The sequence below is a fragment of the Flavobacterium sp. GT3P67 genome (assembly GCF_004349155.1).
Classification (GTDB): domain Bacteria; phylum Bacteroidota; class Bacteroidia; order Flavobacteriales; family Flavobacteriaceae; genus Flavobacterium; species Flavobacterium ranwuense.
This window is the reverse complement of the sequence record NZ_SMLF01000001.1, coordinates 436,974-454,315: the sequence shown is the minus strand read 5'-3', so window position 1 is coordinate 454,315 and position 17,342 is coordinate 436,974. Positions and strand designations below refer to the sequence as shown.

Below are 17,342 nucleotides of genomic sequence, written 5' to 3'. Positions count from 1 at the left end.
TTTGGTGTTTGTATTGGAAATTTTATTTTTTTACAATTACCGTCGGAATTTAAAATATTCGGCTAAAGTATGTTTCTTATTTTTCAACATTTCAGAAACGAGTTTCATTCCAATGACCGAAAATGTGATGCCGTTTCCACCAAAACCTAAAACAAAATAAGCACTTGGAAAATTAGGATGTTTACCAATGTAAGGTAAGCCGTCTTTAGTCTCGCCAAAAGTACCTGCCCAGACAAAATCCATTCTGAAATCATAATTTGGTAAAATTTTCTTCAGATATTTGGTCAATCTACCAGACTTGTCGTTTAGTAATGCATCCCTTTTTTCAGCATTTACAAAATCCTCATCTTCTCCGCCAATAAGTAATCTGTTGTCATCCGTAGTTCGCATATACAGGTATGGTGCTGCTGTGTTCCAAAACAGAGTGTCGTTGAGATACGATTGGTCGTCTTCAGATCTTTCGCCAACAATGGCATAGGTAGAAAGTAATTTCACAAAATTGTCTTTAATGATTTCAGTACTTTCGAAACCGTTGCAGTAGATTATTTTCTTTGCTTTAATAGTAGTGCCATATTCAGTCACAACAGTTACGCCATTTTGTTTGTTCGTGACTTTTTTGATATCAGTCTTATCGAATATTTTCAATCCTTTTTTGTAGTTGTACGCTAAAATATCATGGGCTAATCTAAATGCATCAATGCTTCCGCCTTGTTCAGACAAGATCCCGCCATACGAGTTTTTAAGGCGGTACTTTTTATAAATTTCTTCGGCTTCCATCCATTTTACGGGTATTCCGATTTTTTTTCTAGCCTCAAATTCTTTTTTTAACCAACTGACATCTTTCTTAAGAGCTGCAAAATAAAGAGATTCTTTTTTCTTGAATCCACAATCAGATTTTATCAGTTGCGCTATTTTCTTTAAATCATCAATCGATTTATAACACGCCCAATAACATTCAACAGCGGCTTTTTTACCAATTAAGTCTATAAGTTGGTATAAAGGAATATCAATTTCGTACTGCAACATTGAGGTAGTTGCTGATGTGCTTCCGTGACCAATTTCTCTGCGATCCATCAGTATGGTTTTGTAGCCGTCTTTTATACATTGATGTGCTATAAGACTGCCTGTTATACCACCGCCAATGATTAGGATTTCTGTGTCCAAGTTTTCCCTTAATGAAGGATAGGAGTTGATAATTCCATTTTTCACCAACCAAAAGGGTTCACTTGATTTAAGTTTCATGGTGCTGAGGTTTTTATCAAATTTAGCAAAAATATCTTTGAAAATATTCCTCAGGAAGGAACTATACTCTATTTGAAACAAAAATGGCTGTTAATAGTAATGATGCATGTATGTATTTTACAGATAGCTCACTTAAGTCCAAAAAAACGGGTTTTAAAAAACCAGGATTCTCACCTTGATTTTTTAAAACCCGAACTCTTAATAAATGGGCGTATTATGCTTTTTCTTGCTTTAAGTTTTTAAGCATATCCGTAGTCATCGATGCTAAATCAAATTCGTGTTTCCAGTTCCAGTCTTTTCTGGCTTCAGCGTCATCAATACTCGCGGGCCAGCTGTCGGCTATTTTTTGACGGAAGTCTGGATTGTAAGAGATTGTAAAATCAGGAATGTGTTTTTGTATCTCGGCAGCAATCTCTGTTGGCGTAAAGCTCATTGCGGCTAGATTGTACGAAGAATGAATTTTTATTTGTTCTACCGGTGCCTGCATAATTTGAATAGTCGCAGCAATGGCATCGTCCATATACATCATCGGCATTTTGGTTTCTGAAGATAAAAAGCATTCGTATGTTTTATCCGAAAGTGCTTTGTGAAAAACATCCACCGCATAATCCGTAGTTCCACCACCAGGAGGCGATGACCAACTGATTAAACCAGGATAACGGATGCTTCTTACGTCTACACCAAAGATATTATGGTAATATTCGCACCATCTTTCGCCAGCTTGTTTACTGATTCCGTAAACTGTCGAAGGTTCCATAATCGTGTATTGGGGCGTATTTTCTTTAGGAGTTGTTGGTCCAAAAACCGCAATACTCGAAGGCCAGAATATTTTTTTTATTTTTCCGGCTTTCGCCAAATTCAAAACATGAAATAACGAATTCATATTCAAGTCCCAAGCAAATGCTGGGTTTTTCTCGGCTGTTGCCGATAATAATGCGGCCATCAAATATACTTCGTCAATTTGATGCAATTCCACCAAATGTTCAATTTGATTGAAATCTAAAGCGTTCACCACTTCAAATGGGCCTGAATTTACCACGTCAATATTTAACTTTCGGATATCCGAAGCAATTACATTTTCTGTTCCGTATATTTTTCGCAACTTTTGTGTAAGCTCCGTTCCAATTTGTCCGCAAGCTCCAATAATCAATATTTTAGTACTCATTTTTGTCTGTTTTGAAAAGCAAAGATAATGTTTTCGCAAATAAAATAACTTTGATAAAATGATTATAAAAAATATTAAATTACCGATAAAAATCAGAATTTATTTTTAGTTACTGTTTTTTAAAAATAAAAAATACTTCAGGAATATTAGATTGTTATTCCTATGCTGTAATTCGTAATTGTAAATTTACTTTGTAACTTTGTGCATTAATTAATGGAGATTTTTAAATCAGCATAACTGGTTCTAGTATACAAAATTAAGACAGTATGCGAATTACATTTGACCATTAAAAATAATAAATAGCTACACATGAAATATAAAATAGCGGTCTTCTTTTCTCTGGTTTTTCTTTTGTTGTCCTGTAAAAATGACAATCAAAAACGCATTGCTGAGAATAAAAAAGAGATGCAAAGAAGAGAAGTCATTTTCACGAACATAGAGAAAGGCTGGGTTTTTTATGATACGCCTGTAACTGAGGCTTCTGAAAAAAGTATCGTATCTTGGAACGAATGGCGTGTTTTTTTGGCTGAACTAGCTCAAAAACCTAAAAAAACCATTGGTGCCTTTCAAAAAAAATCGGAGGCACTTTCTAAAAAAGTCATGGCTTTGAACGACAACATTCCTTATGAATACAACAAACCTCAGATAAAAAGTAGGATATCGACTCTAATCACTAAAGTACGTTTGTTGGATTTATTCATTCATTTGGATAATATTCCAGATAAAAAAGTGACGTTGTTAGTGTCAGAAATCAACTTGGAATTGGTTTCGCTACAAAGACAAATGGACAAAATTGTGGAGAAAAGTAAAATTCCGCTTGAAGAAGGAGAATCTGATCTATTAAAAATGATGGACACCGCAAGAGCTATTCCTAATACACTAGTCATCGACCCAAATCTGCCCCGCGTTGAGTAAAACAGCCTTATACAATACCTACGATAATTCGCCAAAAACCCAGCAAATTGTTGCTCGTTTATTGGAAGATAACCAAGTCAAAATGCATTTTTCGGGACTTTTGGGTTCCGCACTTTCGTTTGTAATCCGATCGATTTTCAAGAAAGCCGAACTTCCTTTTTTAATTGTTTTAAACAATAAAGAGGAAGCCGCTTATTATTTGAACGATTTAGAACAAATGATTGGCGAACAAGATGTGCTCTTTTATCCCGGTTCATACCGTCGTCCGTACCAAATTGAAGAAACCGATAATGCGAATGTTTTGCTTCGCGCCGAAGTGTTAAACCGAATCAATTCGCGCAAAAAACCAGCGGTTATTGTCACGTATCCGGAAGCATTATTCGAGAAAGTGGTGACTCGAAAAGAATTGGATAAAAACACTTTGAAAGTAAGTGTTGGCGACAAGATTTCTATTGATTTTATCAATGAAGTATTGTTCGAGTATGAGTTCAAAAGAGTCGATTTTATTACCGAACCCGGAGAATTCTCAGTTCGTGGAGGAATTGTTGATGTGTTTTCGTTTTCGAATGATAATCCGTACCGAATCGAATTTTTTGGAGACGAAGTGGAGAGTATTCGTAGTTTTGATGTAGCGACGCAATTGTCCATTTTACAACAGAAGAAAATTACGATAATCCCCAATGTGGAGAACAAAATTTTTCAGGAAAATCGAGAAAGCTTCTTGGATTATATTTCGGAGAAAACGGTTATTTTCATTCAGAATACCGAAGATTTTTTATCGCAATTAGACAAACAATTTGGCAAAGCCGAAGAAGCTTTCGCAAAACTATCACAAGAAATAAAACGTTCGACGCCGGAACAATTATTCTTGAATCAAACAGAGTTTATAAAAAGAGCATTGGATTTCTCGATTGTGGAATTGAGTTCGAAAGCGATTTTTAGAACTACCAAAAAATTCGAATTTCACATTCAGCCGCAACCGTCATTCAACAAACAATTTGATTTGTTGCTGAATAATCTGAATGAAAATCATTTTAACGGGTACAAAAATTATTTATTTTGTTCCAATGATGCCCAAGCCAAACGATTCCATGATATTTTTGAAACGTTGGATGAAGCAAATTCTGAAAACATCAGAAAACAATATCATACTGTTGTTTTGCCTTTGTACCAAGGATTTGTAGACGATGAAAATCAAATTACCTGTTACACCGACCATCAGATTTTTGAACGCTACCATAAATTCAGCATCAAAAACGGCTATTCGAAAAAGCAAAATATCACTTTAAAAGAACTGACGACTTTATCTGTTGGCGATTATGTTACGCATATCGATCACGGAATCGGGCGTTTTGGAGGTTTGCAAAAAATACAAGTCGAAGGCAAAACACAGGAAGCCATCAAGCTCGTTTATGCCGATAATGACATTGTGTATGTGAGCATTCATTCGCTGCACAAAATTTCAAAATACAACGGAAAAGACGGAACGCCACCCAAAATTTATAAATTGGGCTCGAATGCTTGGAAGATTTTAAAACAAAAAACCAAGGCGCGCGTCAAACATATTGCATTCAATTTGATTCAGTTATATGCCAAGCGACGACTGGAAAAAGGATTCCAGTTTGCGCCCGACAGTTATTTACAAAATGAACTGGAAAGTTCTTTCATTTACGAAGATACACCAGATCAGACCAAATCGACGGCAGAAGTCAAAGCAGATATGGAAAGCGACCGCCCGATGGATCGGTTGGTTTGTGGGGATGTAGGTTTTGGAAAAACCGAAGTCGCCATTCGTGCGGCTTTCAAGGCAGTCGATAATAGCAAACAAGTGGCGATTTTGGTCCCTACAACCATTTTGGCCTACCAACATTACAGAACCTTTACGGAACGACTGAAAGATATGCCAGTTTCTGTGGGCTATTTAAACCGTTTCAGAACAGCCAAACAAAAAGCAGAAACACTAAAATTATTAGCCGAAGGAAAACTGGATATTGTTATTGGAACACACCAATTAGTCAACAAAAATGTAGTTTTCAAAGACCTTGGATTGTTGATTGTGGATGAGGAGCAAAAATTTGGTGTCAACGTAAAAGACAAACTCAAAACCATTGCGGCCAACGTCGATACATTGACATTGACAGCAACGCCAATTCCGAGAACCTTGCAGTTTTCGTTGATGGCTGCTCGTGATTTATCAGTGATTACAACACCTCCACCTAACAGATATCCGATTGAAACGAATGTGGTTGGTTTTAGTGAAGAGTTGATTCGGGATGCGATTTCGTATGAAATTCAGCGCAACGGACAGGTTTTCTTCATCAATAACCGAATAGAAAACATCAAGGAAGTTGCCGGAATGATTCAGCGCTTGGTACCAAATGCCAAAGTTGGAATTGGTCACGGCCAAATGGAAGGAAGAAAACTGGAAGAATTGATGTTGGCTTTTATGAACGGAGAATTTGATGTTTTGGTAGCAACCACCATCATCGAAAGCGGTTTAGATGTTCCTAATGCGAATACTATTTTTATCAATAATGCCAATAATTTCGGATTGTCTGATTTGCATCAAATGCGTGGTCGGGTAGGGCGTAGCAATAAGAAAGCGTTCTGTTATTTTATTTGTCCGCCGTATTCAGCAATGACCGATGATGCCAGAAAACGAATTCAGGCTTTGGAACAGTTCAGCGAACTAGGAAGTGGTTTTAATATTGCGATGAAAGATTTGGAAATTCGTGGTGCCGGAGATTTATTGGGAGGCGAACAAAGTGGTTTCATCAACGAGATTGGTTTTGATACGTACCAAAAAATCATGAACGAAGCCATTGACGAATTGAAAGAAAACGAATTCAAGGATTTGTATCCTGAGGAAAATAATTTGGAAACCAAAGAATACGTCAAAGACCTGCAAATCGATACCGATTTTGAGTTGTTGTTTTCGGATGAATATATCAATAATGTTTCGGAACGATTGAGTTTATATAATGAGTTGGGCGGTGTGAAAAACGAAGAAGAACTCATCATTTTTCAGAATAAATTGATTGACCGTTTTGGTCCTTTGCCGCCACGAGCCAATGCGTTAATGAATAGCATTCGTATCAAATGGATCGCCACTCGCATTGGAATCGAGAAATTGGTGATGAAACAAGGCAAGATGATTGGTTATTTTGTATCGGATCAACAATCTGATTATTATCAGTCGAATCGCTTTCATCAGGTGCTACAATTTGTGCAAACGCACAGTTCTATTTGTAAAATGAAAGAAAAACAAACGCCAAACGGCTTGCGATTGCTGTTAACTTTTGACAATGTAAAATCTACTAGGAGAGCCTTGGAATTGATGGAGTTGTTGGGGAAGTAAGCCATTTAGAAACCACAATTCAAAGCTTCCAGCCTTCAAAAGGCTGGAAGTTTTAAAATATATAATAGTAAATTTTTAATTTTTCAGATCTTTAATTACTTTGAAAGCCACATCCACTTGTTCTTCGCTCACTAAGATCGTGAACTCATTAGAAGTTGAAATTACTTCATTAATAATGATTCCTTCCCAAGCCAGACGTTGAAAAATGAAATAGTAAATCCCCGGAACAACAATGTTTTCTTTAGGTAATTTTACCGTGATCGAAGCCAGATTGTCCAGTTTTTGAATCAATTTTTCATTGGCAAAATGCTTATCAACCAAATGATTGATGCTGTTGCTTACCACAATATTAGTCTCATTCACGCCTCTGGACGAGGTATAAAAAATATCCGGGAAAGCATTGATATCAGTAATTAAGTCCGCTTGTTTGTTTAAAACGGTTTCTGATGCAGCAAAGGTGTAATCTGTCAAAGCGGAACGAACGGTGATTTCCCCAATGTTTTTTATTACTTTATTAATCTTATGATTCAGTCTGAAGTCAAGTTCTTCGGTTAACCTTTTTAAAGCCATGACAACGGCACCTTGTTTTACTTCCTTACCAAATTCACTTTCCAATTCAGTCATTATATTTCGGGATAATGAAGTCAAATTAATTATGCCTAATGATAATGCATTCAATAAAAATGGTTTTGTTTTAATGTAGTTCTCTACAATGGAAGAAACAGTTTTCATAGTTTAGCTTTTTAATTGATTGTAATTATACGCACAGTAATGTATAAATAAGGCGCAAATATAAATAAAAAAACAATTTGTTACAAATATAACATTTAAAAAATGCATTAAAAATGATAAAAAGCATCTATAAGGTGCTCAACTACAAAAGATTTACCCTCTTTATGAACTGCAATTATGTCAAAACGGACTTCAATGTCTAAATTTCTTTCGTTTACAAATGCATCCACCGCCTTCACAAGAAGTTGAATTTTTTTGGGTTTTACAAAATCCTGCGGCAAACCAAATTCCAAAGAGGAACGGGTTTTTACTTCAACCACGGCGAGTGTATTTTCTTTTTGGGCGAGAATGTCTATTTCTGCTTTTTGGAACGTCCAATTGGTTTCTAAAATAGTGTACCCATTTTTTTGAAGAAATTCGACTGCCATTTCTTCTCCAAGTTTTCCGAGTTCGTTGTGTTCCGCCATGAATTAAGTTTTCAGTATTCCGCCTCCGTTTTCAAACTTCTGCAATCAGAAATCGTTACTCTACAATCTTAAATCAAATTGCCTTTATTCAAAAACAACTTTACTGCAAGTGCCGTTCACGTCAATGCGCACTTTATTTCCTAAAATCAATGCTCTATTGTCTTGAATATGACCAGCCGGAAAATTATAGAGTACAGGAATATTGTATTTTTTAGTAACATCATCGATTATTTCGATTGCATTTTTACCCCAAGGAATATCATTGTCTTTCATTTTTGTCATGGAACCCACCACAATTCCTTTGATGCTTTCCAGACAACCATTTCGTTTTAAATTCATCATCATGCGGTCAATGTGATACAAATATTCGTCTAAATCTTCCAGGAATAAGATTTTATCAGTACAATCAATCGCTGATGGGGAACCGAACAGACTGTATAGAATCGATAAATTTCCTCCCACTAATTCTCCGCTGGCTTTCCCGTGTCTATTCATTAAGAAAGGGTCTATGTCATACGATAATTTTTCGCCAAACAAAGCAATTCTCATCGTTTCTATGGCTTCGGGAGTGGCTCTGGGAGCACTTATTGGCATGATTCCATGAATGGATTTGAAGCCCATTGTATTCAAATGATTGTGTAAAACGGTCACATCGCTAAAACCAACAATCCATTTCGGATTTTGTTTGAACGTGCTAAAATCCAATAAATCGATCATACGCACGGTTCCGTATCCGCCTTTTACGCACCAAATGGCTTTGATGTTTGGATTGTCCAGTTGCTGCTGAAAATCGGCGGCGCGCTGTTCATCGGTACCGGCTAATTGATCTTTATCTAAGCCAATAGTACTGCCAATAACAACTTCCAGTCCCCAACTGTGTAACAAATCGATGGCGGGTTTCAGGTTGTCATCTATATTCTTTCGGGCTGTTGCCAAAATAGCTACGGTATCTCCTTTTTGTAAATTTGGTGGTGTGATCATTTGTGATTGGGCTTGAGAGTTGGAGGTTTGTAAAACAAAAATAAGGAATAGAAATTTATATAGAACAGGATGATGTGAGATAAAAGTAAACAGGTTGGCATTCATGTTGTATTGTTTTTCTAAAATAATTGGAATCATGGGGTCTTTGAAAGACAAAACAAAGATAGACAATTAGAAAATAATTTTAAGTTCACGGTCAAATGACTATTTTTACAATAAACAGATCCAAATAAGGAATCTACTCAACGACTGGAAATAAATGGTACTTATGAGAATTACGCATTGGATTCCTATTCTTTTTTTATTTTTTCCAATAGCAAAATCGAATGCGCAACAGAAAAAATATGTCATTCATACCGTTGCATTTTATAATATCGAAAATTTATACGATACGATAAATGATGCAAATACTCGAGATGATGATTGGGTTTATTCCTCAAGCTATTACAGGAAAAAAATTAGCAACATAGCAAGAGTTCTTTCAAAAATAGGAACAGGGGAGAATCCTAATTCGCCAACAATTATAGGTTTGGCAGAAGTCGAAAATAGAAACGCTTTGGAAGATTTGATAAAAGATCCTCAAATAATCAATAAAGATTATGGAATAGTTCATTTTGAATCACCGGACAGAAGAGGTATCGATTGTTCTTTTCTATATCAAAAAAAATATTTCCAGCCTACCAGCTATGCAAGCATCCCATTGCTGATTTTTGAAAAAGATACAAAACCAATTAAGAAAAAAATACCAGAAGACGATAAAGAGGATAGTAATGAACCGGATCAAATTACAAAAAGAATTTATACCAGAGATCAAATCCTATTAACAGGATTTCTTGATGGGGAAGAAATAAATTTCATAGTAAATCACTGGCCTTCAAGGAGAGGAGGAGAAGCTATAAGTAACCTATTAAGAGAAAAGGCTGCGGCATTGAATGTTAAAATTATTGATTCTTTGCAAAAATTAAATCGAAATGCTAAAGTAATTACTATGGGCGACTTAAATGACGGGCCATTTAATACTAGTTTAAAAAAAGTACTTAAAACAAAAGCAAATAAAAATGAAGTTCAACTTTTAGGAATGTATAACCCAATGGAAAACATCGCCAAAAAAGGAATTGGAACTATTGCTTTTCGAGATGCATGGGATGTTTTTGATCAAATGATTCTGACGGAATCATTAATAAGGGAGGATTATTCGACCTATAAATATTGGAAAGCAGGCGTTTATAACGCTCTATTTATGGTTCAGACAACAGGACAATACAAAGGGTATGGTTTAAGAAATACACCAACTGTTCCAGGATTCAGCGATCATTTCCCAGTTTATATTTATTTAATAAAAGAAAAAAAATAATCTGGTAGTAGAGACGCACTGCAGTGCGTCTCTACAGTGCGTCTCTAACACATTATTTTTTATTTCATAACTTTACATTTAAAATTAAAAAAATGGCAATTGCAAAACCTTTCAACCTCAATAAATGGATTGACGAAAACCGTCACCTACTTAAACCACCTGTTGGCAATAAAAATTTATACAGAGAATCCGGTGATTATATCGTTATGATTGTTGCGGGTCCGAACGCCCGAAAAGACTATCATTACAACGAAACCGAAGAGTTGTTTTACCAACTTGAAGGCTCTATCAAAGTGATTGTTCAAGAAGATGGTGAGCGTAAAGAAATGGAATTGAATGCCGGTGATATGTACCTTCATCCTGCCAAAATTCCGCATTCTCCAGTTCGTTCCGAAGGTTCGATAGGGCTTGTAATCGAACGAAAAAGAGTTGGAAAAGGATTCACGGATGGTTTATTGTGGTTTTGCGACAACTGCAATCATAAGATACACGAAGTTTATTTTGAACTGCATAATATTGAGAATGATTTCCTGCCTCATTTCGAACATTTCTATAATTCAGAAAAGTTGAGAACCTGCGAAAAATGTGGAACCGAAATGGAAACCGACCCAAGATTTGTTGCCAAAAAATAATTTTAAGGAGCTATTCCCGCTATTCGTTCTATCTTTTGTGGTTAAAGAAAGCCACAAAAGGATGCCACTGCTATCGGGGCTAAAAACCATGTTGCGTATCCCATATTATTTTGTTATTCCTACGAAGGAAGAATTATTTTAAAAGAATTTCCGAGTGGATTAAAAGGATATGTCTTGTAAAAGATAATTTCAATGCAAAAACAACAGAATAAATAAAAGTAGCAATGTTTAGTTTTTCACGTTAAATCAATATATTTGTAAAAAAATATAACAATTTTTAATAAAAAAGTTACAATGATAACAATAGCAGATCAATTCGGAATCAAAGAAGCCCTTAAGCAATTAGGGATTGGGGAAATAAATGAAGGAACATCAACTGGAGCAGCTAATTTTGCCAACGGAAAAATCATCGAAAGTTATTCGCCAGCAGATGGGACTTTAATTGGAAAAGTAAGAACTTCTTCTAAAGAAGATTATGAAAAAGCGATGCAAAAAGCTTCAGAAGCATTCTTAGAATGGCGTATGGTTCCAGCTCCTAAAAGAGGTGATATCGTTCGTCAGATGGGAGATGAATTAAGAAAATTCAAAGAGCCTCTTGGAAAATTGGTTTCTTATGAAATGGGAAAAAGCCTTCAAGAAGGATATGGTGAAGTTCAGGAAATGATTGATATCTGTGATTTTGCAGTGGGATTATCTCGTCAATTGTACGGATTAACAATGCACTCTGAAAGACCTTTGCACAGAATGTATGAGCAATACCACCCAATAGGAACGGTTGGAATCATTTCAGCGTTTAATTTTCCGGTAGCAGTTTGGAGTTGGAACGCAATGATTGCCTGGATTTGTGGCGATGTTGCAATCTGGAAACCAAGTTCAAAAACGCCATTGTGTGGAGTGGCTTGTCAGAATATTATCAAAAGTGTTTTAGAAAGAAATAATGTTCCTGAAGGCGTTAGTTGTTTGGTAACTGGAAACGAATCAGGAGATTTAATCAATAATGACAAAAGAATTTCGTTGGTTTCTTTTACAGGATCAACAAGAATTGGACGTCACGTATCTAAAACCGTAGCAGAACGTTTTGGAAACACCATTCTTGAATTAGGAGGAAACAATGCAATTATTGTTTCGGAACATGCTGATATCAGTATGGTATTGGTGGGAGCCGTTTTTGGTGCGGTAGGAACAGCTGGACAACGTTGTACATCAACCAGACGTTTAATTATTCACGAAAGTGTGTATGACAAAACCATCAGTGTGTTGAAAAATGCGTACGGTCAATTACAAATTGGAAATCCATTGGACGAAAACAACCACGTTGGACCGCTTATCGATAAAGGAGCTGTTCAGGATTATTTGAATGCGATTGAAAGTGCCAAAAAAGAAGGTGGAAAAATCATCGTTGAAGGCGGATTGGTTGAAGGCGAAGGATATGAAAGTGGTTGTTATGTGAGACCCTGTATCATTGAAGCTGAAAATCATTTTGACATTGTTCAAACAGAAACTTTCGCTCCTATTTTATATGTAATGAAATACAGCACGATTGAAGAAGCGATTGCGTTGCAAAACGGAGTGCCACAAGGACTTTCGTCTTCTATTTTTACAAACAGCATGAGAGAAATGGAATTGTTCCTTTCTCAATCTGGTTCTGACTGTGGAATTGCCAATATAAATATTGGTACTTCCGGAGCAGAAATTGGTGGTGCTTTTGGTGGTGAAAAAGAAACGGGTGGCGGACGTGAATCCGGTTCTGATGCTTGGAAAGCCTACATGAGAAGACAAACCAATACGATCAATTACGGAACCCAATTGTCATTGGCACAAGGAATCAGATTTGATTTGTAGAGAACAAATTATAATAAACTAAAAAAGGCAATTTGAATATTTCAAATTGCCTTTTTTTATGATTAAAAATTGCTGCGTGTACTCAGCGGAAATCTTTGTCCTCTTTGCGGTTAAAACGGCTCTATAAATTAAAAGATGCTCCAAGACTAAAAGTGAATTGGTTGTTTAGATTATAAAACAATTTGTCATCATTTCCATATTTTGCAATTGGAAATCCAAGTTCCGTAAATACGCCAAATCCTTCAGTAAAAAAATAACGACCACCAAGATGGCCACCAAAATTTTTCAATCCTAAACTTAACCCGGGATAAACATCTAATTTTTCGTCCACATTTATAACGCTTCCTAAATTAGCATTGATTCTAAATTTAGCATCAAAACGATCTTTAAAATCTGGTTTTTCTCCATAATATTGTGTTGAACCATAAAAGCCAGAATATTCATTTACTCCTAACAAATAAGAAGTAACAAATCCGAAAGAAAAATTTTCTCCAAGGCCAAAATCTGCGGAGCCTTGAATTCCTGATCCACCTTCCTGAATGTTAGCGCCGATGTTAATTTTAGTATCTCCTTTTCCTTTGAAAGCCTGTGCATTGATCAAGCCAACTGTCAATAGCAATACTAATGTAGTGATCTTTTTCATACTTTTAATTTTTTAAGTGAGTGCAAAAGTAATTCAATAAAACCTAATTTCTCCCTTTTTCGTCAAAATACAATTGATTCAAAGGTTCGCTTTGCCAGAATTCCTTGCTGTCAACATCCATAATGGTCAATGGCCCTTTAAAGGCAGCACCAGTATCAATATTCCAAATATTTGCTTTTTGTATCGGGGTTGTTTCGCCAATTCGGGTGACGGGTGTATGACCAATATAAATTTCGTTGTATAAAGTAAAGCGTTTTGGATAGAAAACAGCATCAGTTTTCATGGTGTTGTCTAATGCCAATGCGGTTTCCCATAAGGTTCTGTCCCAATAAAAAAGCTCGGGAAAATATTCAAAATCAACACCGTTCATATTGGTAAAACCAGCATGAACAAACAGGCGACGTTGCTCGTCCAGATAAAAATTTTCTAATGATTTCAAGAATTCAATATGCTTTTGCTTCGTTTCTGAGCTAACGGATTCGTAGGCTAAAACAGTCGCTTCTCCGCCATGTTTATACCACATCAGATTGTCTTTACTTTCGTCAAGCCATTCCAGTAATAAATCATCATGATTCCCGCGAATGCAAACACAGTTCTGTTTGGTTTTCAAATCAATTATAAAATCGAGTACCTGAGGAGATTGGCTCCAGCCATCAACGTAATCTCCTAGAAAAACCAGGGTGTCGTTTTTAGTAACGCTGGCTCTCTCCATAATTTGGTGTAATGCTCGCAAACCACCGTGGACATCGCCTATAACAAGTGTTCTCATGTACTGAATGTTCTTTATTAGTATAAAAATAGTCAAAAAAAAGCACTATTTTCAAGTCATAAAATTAAGTAAAAGACTGATGAAGTATGCTACTTTAACTTATTTTTTAAATAAATTAAAAGGAATGGTATTTTAAAGATTGTAATTTTTATTTAAATTGCAATAGGAAATTCCTCGAAATGATGTTTTAATCAAGGAACAAAATATCACTGTTTTAGGTGATGTTTTTTTTATTTTTTAAGATTAGCTTTACAAAAAATTAAATCTCCCGAAAATGAGTGCACTTCTTGCGTTATCGTTACTTTTGGCTAAAATGATCTGTCAGGTTTTAAAAGAATTATTGACTTTGATTTAGAATTATAAATCAATAATTTCTTTTTCAAAATAATTTTTTCAATCAGATAAATGCTCAAAAATAACATAAAAATATACTTGCAAATACTGTTTTGTTTCCTTTTGTTAAGTTGTACTTCCAATAAAAACACAACAAATACAAAAGTCAATAACCAAGAATTTGAAATCAAGTTAGATAGTGCAAGTTGGTTGGACAGTTCCAGAAATAGATTAATTCCGGTTACGTTCTATTCACCAATTGTAAACGATAAAATCAGAAATCAACAATTGGTAATCGTGAGTCACGGTTATGGAGAAAATAAACCAGGCGCCAATAAATCGTATTCCTATCTGACGAATAAGTTAGCCTCCAAAGGCTATTTTGTAGTGAGTATACAGCATGAATTACCAACCGATGATTTATTGCCTTTAACAGGAATTCCTCAAGTTGCGCGACGACCAAATTGGGAAAGAGGGGCAGAGAACATTCTATTTGTTCTGAATGAATTGAAAAAAACAAAAACAGAATTAGATTTCAAGCATGTAAACTTAATTGGGCATTCCAATGGAGGTGATATGACAGTTTTGTTTGCTCATAAATACCCTAATTTAGTTGACAAAGTAATTTCGTTAGACAACCGCAGAATGGAATTGCCAAGAACATCACATCCTAAAATCTACTCGCTTCGCTCCAGTGACCAGCCTGCTGACGAAGGAGTTTTGCCTACTGTTGCAGATCAGGATAAGTTTGGAATAAAAATCATAAAACTTCCCAACACCATTCACAATGACATGAATGATAGAGGAAATGAAAGACAGAAAAGAGAAATTAATACGTATATAATGGATTTTCTTAGCGAATGAAATCTATAAAATAATTATACTTACTGCACATCATATTTCATTTTTCTCAAAATTCGCAACGCTTCTTTAAACGATAAATACACTTGGTTGAAAGGTTTTAAAAGCGCTTTTGCATCAATTAGTTTTTGTTTGGCTTCTTCAAAACCGTTGAGGTAACAAATCATGAATGTGGAAGGCAAGTTTTCTAAATCTTTGTGCTCTCTTTCGGTTAACGAAAGTCCTTTTTGTAGTTTGTTCAGTAAAGCAATATTGGAATTATAAATATGAAACAGCATTTTTTTGTTGAATTCCGGCGGCTGAAAAAGTATCTCCCTTTCTATTTTGTAATAGCCGTTATCATGAAAATGAATCGTTTGTTTTTCTAAAGGATAGTAGCTTGTTTTGTCATTCAGACCCAAAGGAACATATTCAATAATGGTAAAAGTATCTTCATCGAAAGTGATTTCGACAACATCTTGAGCCGAATAAAATAGTTTGATTTGTTCATTTATCAGTTCAATATCCACACGTGATAAATACGTTTTATCACGGGATTTTTTGGCGATTCCTGCCCAGCAAATCACAAATAATTCCTTGAATACTTTATATTTTGGAGCCATATCCTTGTGGCGAAAATTCATGAAATCAATCACGCCATCGAGTGTGTACTCAATGCTGTTTCTGGAATTATTTTCGATACCGATTACGGTTTCCGTGTTCTGGTAATTTTTTTCGATTTCGCCTTCAATTGGCATCGTGTTACTGCCACGTCGTATAAAAATACTGTTGGCAGGGATTGTGTGAATTCCTTTTTTGAAATGGGAAGTTTTGCTTTTTGGCTTGACCGTAACCAGCCCTATAACTTTGTCCTTTGGCAAATTCGGGAAAGGCACATTTTCGTACTGAATTTTGGGAGGGTTTTCCAAATAGGCATTCACTAAATTCTGAATGCGGCTGTCATCAAAGAAATCATCACCCACGATAGTGTTATCCTGGTCTTCAACACCCACAACGATGTAAGAGTTGTTCGTAGGATTCGAATTGGACAGCGCACAAATGTGTTTCAAAAACTTGGCTTTTCCTTCCCGTGTATGTAAATTCAACTGACGCTTTTTGTCATAAAAACTGCTCTCATCATTGTGAGCAAGCAGGTTCTTGATAAGAATGCGTTTGTTGATCATACAATTAGATTTTTAGATTTCTTAGACAGTTGGATTCTTAGACTCTCTAAATAATCTAAAATCCAACAATCTAAAAATCAATTTTAAATATCCCTTTTAAGGATAGTAGCTGCGGCTTGTGCCGTTGGAAAAACAATCAAATCGGCAATATTTACATGATAGGGTCTCGAAACTACAAAGTGAATAATATCAGCAATGTCTTCTGGACGTAATGGTTCAAAACCTTTATAAACATTGACGGCTCTGTCTGTATCGCCTTTGAAACGCACTTCGCTAAATTCCGTTTCTACTGCGCCGGGATGAATAGCTCCCACCCGAATTCCGAAAGGATTTAAGTCCATTCTCATGGCTTGGTTCAAGGCATCAACGGCATGTTTGGAGGCGCAATAGACGTTTCCGTTTGGATATACTTCTTTTCCGGCAATAGAACCAATGTTGATGATATGACCCGATTTTCGTTCGATCATTTGCGGGATTATAGCTTTCGAAACATATAAAAGCCCTTTTACATTGATGTCAATCATGGCATCCCAATCGTCTAAATCGCCAGTTTGAATGGGATCTAAACCATGAGCATTTCCGGCATTATTAATCAAAACATCAATTGTAGCAAAGGCTTCCGGCAAGGAATTGATACTTTCAAAAACCGCTTTTTTATCCCGAACATCAAAGGACAAAGTATGCACTTCTGTAAATTCCGAAAGTTCTTTTTCAAGAGCAATTAAACGGTCTTCACGGCGTCCGCAAAGAATAATTTTATAGTTATTTTTAGCTAATATTTGCGCTGTTGCTTGACCAATTCCACTGGTGGCTCCAGTTACTAAGGCTGTTTTATTCATGAATTTTTTTCTATTTTAGATTCTAAAGTTGCTGTACTGAACACTG

The 17,342-nt window shown here is 35.8% G+C and carries 15 protein-coding genes; 6 read left to right on the top strand and 9 right to left on the bottom strand.

Features of this window, described 5'->3' with window-relative positions; all coding sequences use genetic code 11:
• Nucleotides 1–36: 36 nt before the first annotated feature.
• Together E0H99_RS01945 and E0H99_RS01940 are read right to left on the bottom strand one after the other, a co-directional pair.
• Complete coding sequence (locus tag E0H99_RS01945; protein WP_131990656.1) at nucleotides 37–1,242, bottom strand: NAD(P)/FAD-dependent oxidoreductase; 1,206 nt, start codon at nucleotides 1,240–1,242, stop codon at nucleotides 37–39.
• Between the two features lie 214 nt (nucleotides 1,243–1,456).
• A complete protein-coding gene (locus tag E0H99_RS01940; RefSeq protein ID WP_131990654.1) occupies nucleotides 1,457–2,407 on the bottom strand; it encodes an L-threonine 3-dehydrogenase in 951 nt (316 codons plus the stop codon).
• Nucleotides 2,408–2,716: 309 nt separating this feature from the next.
• Here E0H99_RS01940 and E0H99_RS01935 point away from each other — a divergent pair, with 309 nt between their 5' ends.
• Both E0H99_RS01935 and mfd read left to right on the top strand, forming a co-directional pair.
• Nucleotides 2,717–3,322, top strand: a complete 606-nt coding sequence (locus E0H99_RS01935) for a hypothetical protein (protein WP_131990652.1) — start codon at nucleotides 2,717–2,719, stop codon at nucleotides 3,320–3,322.
• Nucleotides 3,315–6,680: a transcription-repair coupling factor gene (mfd, locus tag E0H99_RS01930; RefSeq protein ID WP_131990650.1), complete on the top strand. Its 3,366-nt coding sequence runs from the start codon at nucleotides 3,315–3,317 to the stop codon at nucleotides 6,678–6,680. Before E0H99_RS01935 ends, mfd begins: the two co-directional genes overlap by 8 nt.
• A 75-nt stretch (nucleotides 6,681–6,755) precedes the next feature.
• Here the strand turns inward: mfd and E0H99_RS01925 are convergent, their stop codons facing one another.
• The 3 genes from E0H99_RS01925 to E0H99_RS01915 form a co-directional block, all read right to left on the bottom strand.
• The gene (locus E0H99_RS01925) at nucleotides 6,756–7,412 is read right to left on the bottom strand and encodes an aspartate kinase (RefSeq protein WP_131914702.1); all 657 of its coding nucleotides are present in this window, start codon (nucleotides 7,410–7,412) and stop codon (nucleotides 6,756–6,758) included.
• A 107-nt stretch (nucleotides 7,413–7,519) separates the two neighbouring features.
• On the bottom strand, nucleotides 7,520–7,879 hold the full coding sequence (locus E0H99_RS01920; RefSeq protein ID WP_131990648.1) for a YraN family protein: 360 nt from the start codon (nucleotides 7,877–7,879) through the stop codon (nucleotides 7,520–7,522).
• Nucleotides 7,880–7,963: 84 nt separating this feature from the next.
• Nucleotides 7,964–8,860 carry an LD-carboxypeptidase gene (locus tag E0H99_RS01915; protein ID WP_165930251.1) on the bottom strand — a complete coding sequence of 299 codons (897 nt, stop codon included), beginning with the start codon at nucleotides 8,858–8,860 and terminating at the stop codon, nucleotides 7,964–7,966.
• Between the two features lie 268 nt (nucleotides 8,861–9,128).
• On the opposite strand from E0H99_RS01915, the gene E0H99_RS01910 reads away from it, so the two are divergent.
• The 3 genes from E0H99_RS01910 (at nucleotide 9,129) to E0H99_RS01900 (ending at nucleotide 12,688) form a co-directional block, all read left to right on the top strand.
• A complete protein-coding gene (locus tag E0H99_RS01910; RefSeq protein WP_131990646.1) occupies nucleotides 9,129–10,214 on the top strand; it encodes an endonuclease/exonuclease/phosphatase family protein in 1,086 nt (361 codons plus the stop codon).
• A gap of 92 nt (nucleotides 10,215–10,306) precedes the next feature.
• Nucleotides 10,307–10,846, top strand: coding sequence for a 3-hydroxyanthranilate 3,4-dioxygenase (locus E0H99_RS01905; RefSeq protein ID WP_131990644.1), 540 nt, complete (start codon nucleotides 10,307–10,309; stop codon nucleotides 10,844–10,846).
• Nucleotides 10,847–11,140: 294 nt separating this feature from the next.
• Complete coding sequence (locus E0H99_RS01900) at nucleotides 11,141–12,688, top strand: aldehyde dehydrogenase family protein (RefSeq protein WP_131990642.1); 1,548 nt, start codon at nucleotides 11,141–11,143, stop codon at nucleotides 12,686–12,688.
• A 121-nt stretch (nucleotides 12,689–12,809) separates the two neighbouring features.
• On the opposite strand, the gene E0H99_RS01895 is transcribed toward E0H99_RS01900, so the two are convergent.
• Complete coding sequence (locus tag E0H99_RS01895) at nucleotides 12,810–13,331, bottom strand: DUF6646 family protein (protein WP_131990640.1); 522 nt, start codon at nucleotides 13,329–13,331, stop codon at nucleotides 12,810–12,812.
• 43 nt (nucleotides 13,332–13,374) lie between these two features.
• Complete coding sequence (locus E0H99_RS01890; RefSeq protein WP_131990638.1) at nucleotides 13,375–14,100, bottom strand: metallophosphoesterase family protein; 726 nt, start codon at nucleotides 14,098–14,100, stop codon at nucleotides 13,375–13,377.
• A 405-nt stretch (nucleotides 14,101–14,505) separates the two neighbouring features.
• On the opposite strand from E0H99_RS01890, the gene E0H99_RS01885 reads away from it, so the two are divergent.
• Nucleotides 14,506–15,297, top strand: a complete 792-nt coding sequence (locus tag E0H99_RS01885; RefSeq protein ID WP_165930243.1) for an alpha/beta fold hydrolase — start codon at nucleotides 14,506–14,508, stop codon at nucleotides 15,295–15,297.
• Nucleotides 15,298–15,317: 20 nt separating this feature from the next.
• Here the strand turns inward: E0H99_RS01885 and E0H99_RS01880 are convergent, their stop codons facing one another.
• Both E0H99_RS01880 and E0H99_RS01875 read right to left on the bottom strand, forming a co-directional pair.
• Nucleotides 15,318–16,457, bottom strand: a complete 1,140-nt coding sequence (locus tag E0H99_RS01880) for an ATP-binding protein (RefSeq protein ID WP_131990636.1) — start codon at nucleotides 16,455–16,457, stop codon at nucleotides 15,318–15,320.
• A gap of 83 nt (nucleotides 16,458–16,540) precedes the next feature.
• Nucleotides 16,541–17,296 (bottom strand): SDR family NAD(P)-dependent oxidoreductase, encoded by a 756-nt coding sequence (locus E0H99_RS01875; RefSeq protein ID WP_131990634.1) that lies wholly within the window; start codon nucleotides 17,294–17,296, stop codon nucleotides 16,541–16,543.
• Nucleotides 17,297–17,342 lie beyond the last annotated feature (46 nt).

Excerpts from the sequence above, each read along its gene's own strand:
- E0H99_RS01925 (WP_131914702.1), bottom strand. The coding sequence starts at position 7,412 with ATGAAAACTGTTTCTTCCATTGTAGAGAACTACATTAAAACAAAACCA.
- E0H99_RS01935 (WP_131990652.1), top strand. The coding sequence starts at position 2,717 with ATGAAATATAAAATAGCGGTCTTCTTTTCTCTGGTTTTTCTTTTGTTG.
- E0H99_RS01875 (WP_131990634.1), bottom strand. The coding sequence starts at position 17,296 with ATGAATAAAACAGCCTTAGTAACTGGAGCCACCAGTGGAATTGGTCAA.
- E0H99_RS01880 (WP_131990636.1), bottom strand. The coding sequence starts at position 16,457 with ATGATCAACAAACGCATTCTTATCAAGAACCTGCTTGCTCACAATGAT.
- E0H99_RS01885 (WP_165930243.1), top strand. The coding sequence starts at position 14,506 with ATGCTCAAAAATAACATAAAAATATACTTGCAAATACTGTTTTGTTTC.
- E0H99_RS01910 (WP_131990646.1), top strand. The coding sequence starts at position 9,129 with ATGAGAATTACGCATTGGATTCCTATTCTTTTTTTATTTTTTCCAATA.
- E0H99_RS01940 (WP_131990654.1), bottom strand. The coding sequence starts at position 2,407 with ATGAGTACTAAAATATTGATTATTGGAGCTTGCGGACAAATTGGAACG.
- E0H99_RS01915 (WP_165930251.1), bottom strand. The coding sequence starts at position 8,860 with ATGATCACACCACCAAATTTACAAAAAGGAGATACCGTAGCTATTTTG.
- E0H99_RS01890 (WP_131990638.1), bottom strand. The coding sequence starts at position 14,100 with ATGAGAACACTTGTTATAGGCGATGTCCACGGTGGTTTGCGAGCATTA.
- E0H99_RS01945 (WP_131990656.1), bottom strand. The coding sequence starts at position 1,242 with ATGAAACTTAAATCAAGTGAACCCTTTTGGTTGGTGAAAAATGGAATT.
- E0H99_RS01895 (WP_131990640.1), bottom strand. The coding sequence starts at position 13,331 with ATGAAAAAGATCACTACATTAGTATTGCTATTGACAGTTGGCTTGATC.
- E0H99_RS01920 (WP_131990648.1), bottom strand. The coding sequence starts at position 7,879 with ATGGCGGAACACAACGAACTCGGAAAACTTGGAGAAGAAATGGCAGTC.
- E0H99_RS01900 (WP_131990642.1), top strand. The coding sequence starts at position 11,141 with ATGATAACAATAGCAGATCAATTCGGAATCAAAGAAGCCCTTAAGCAA.
- E0H99_RS01905 (WP_131990644.1), top strand. The coding sequence starts at position 10,307 with ATGGCAATTGCAAAACCTTTCAACCTCAATAAATGGATTGACGAAAAC.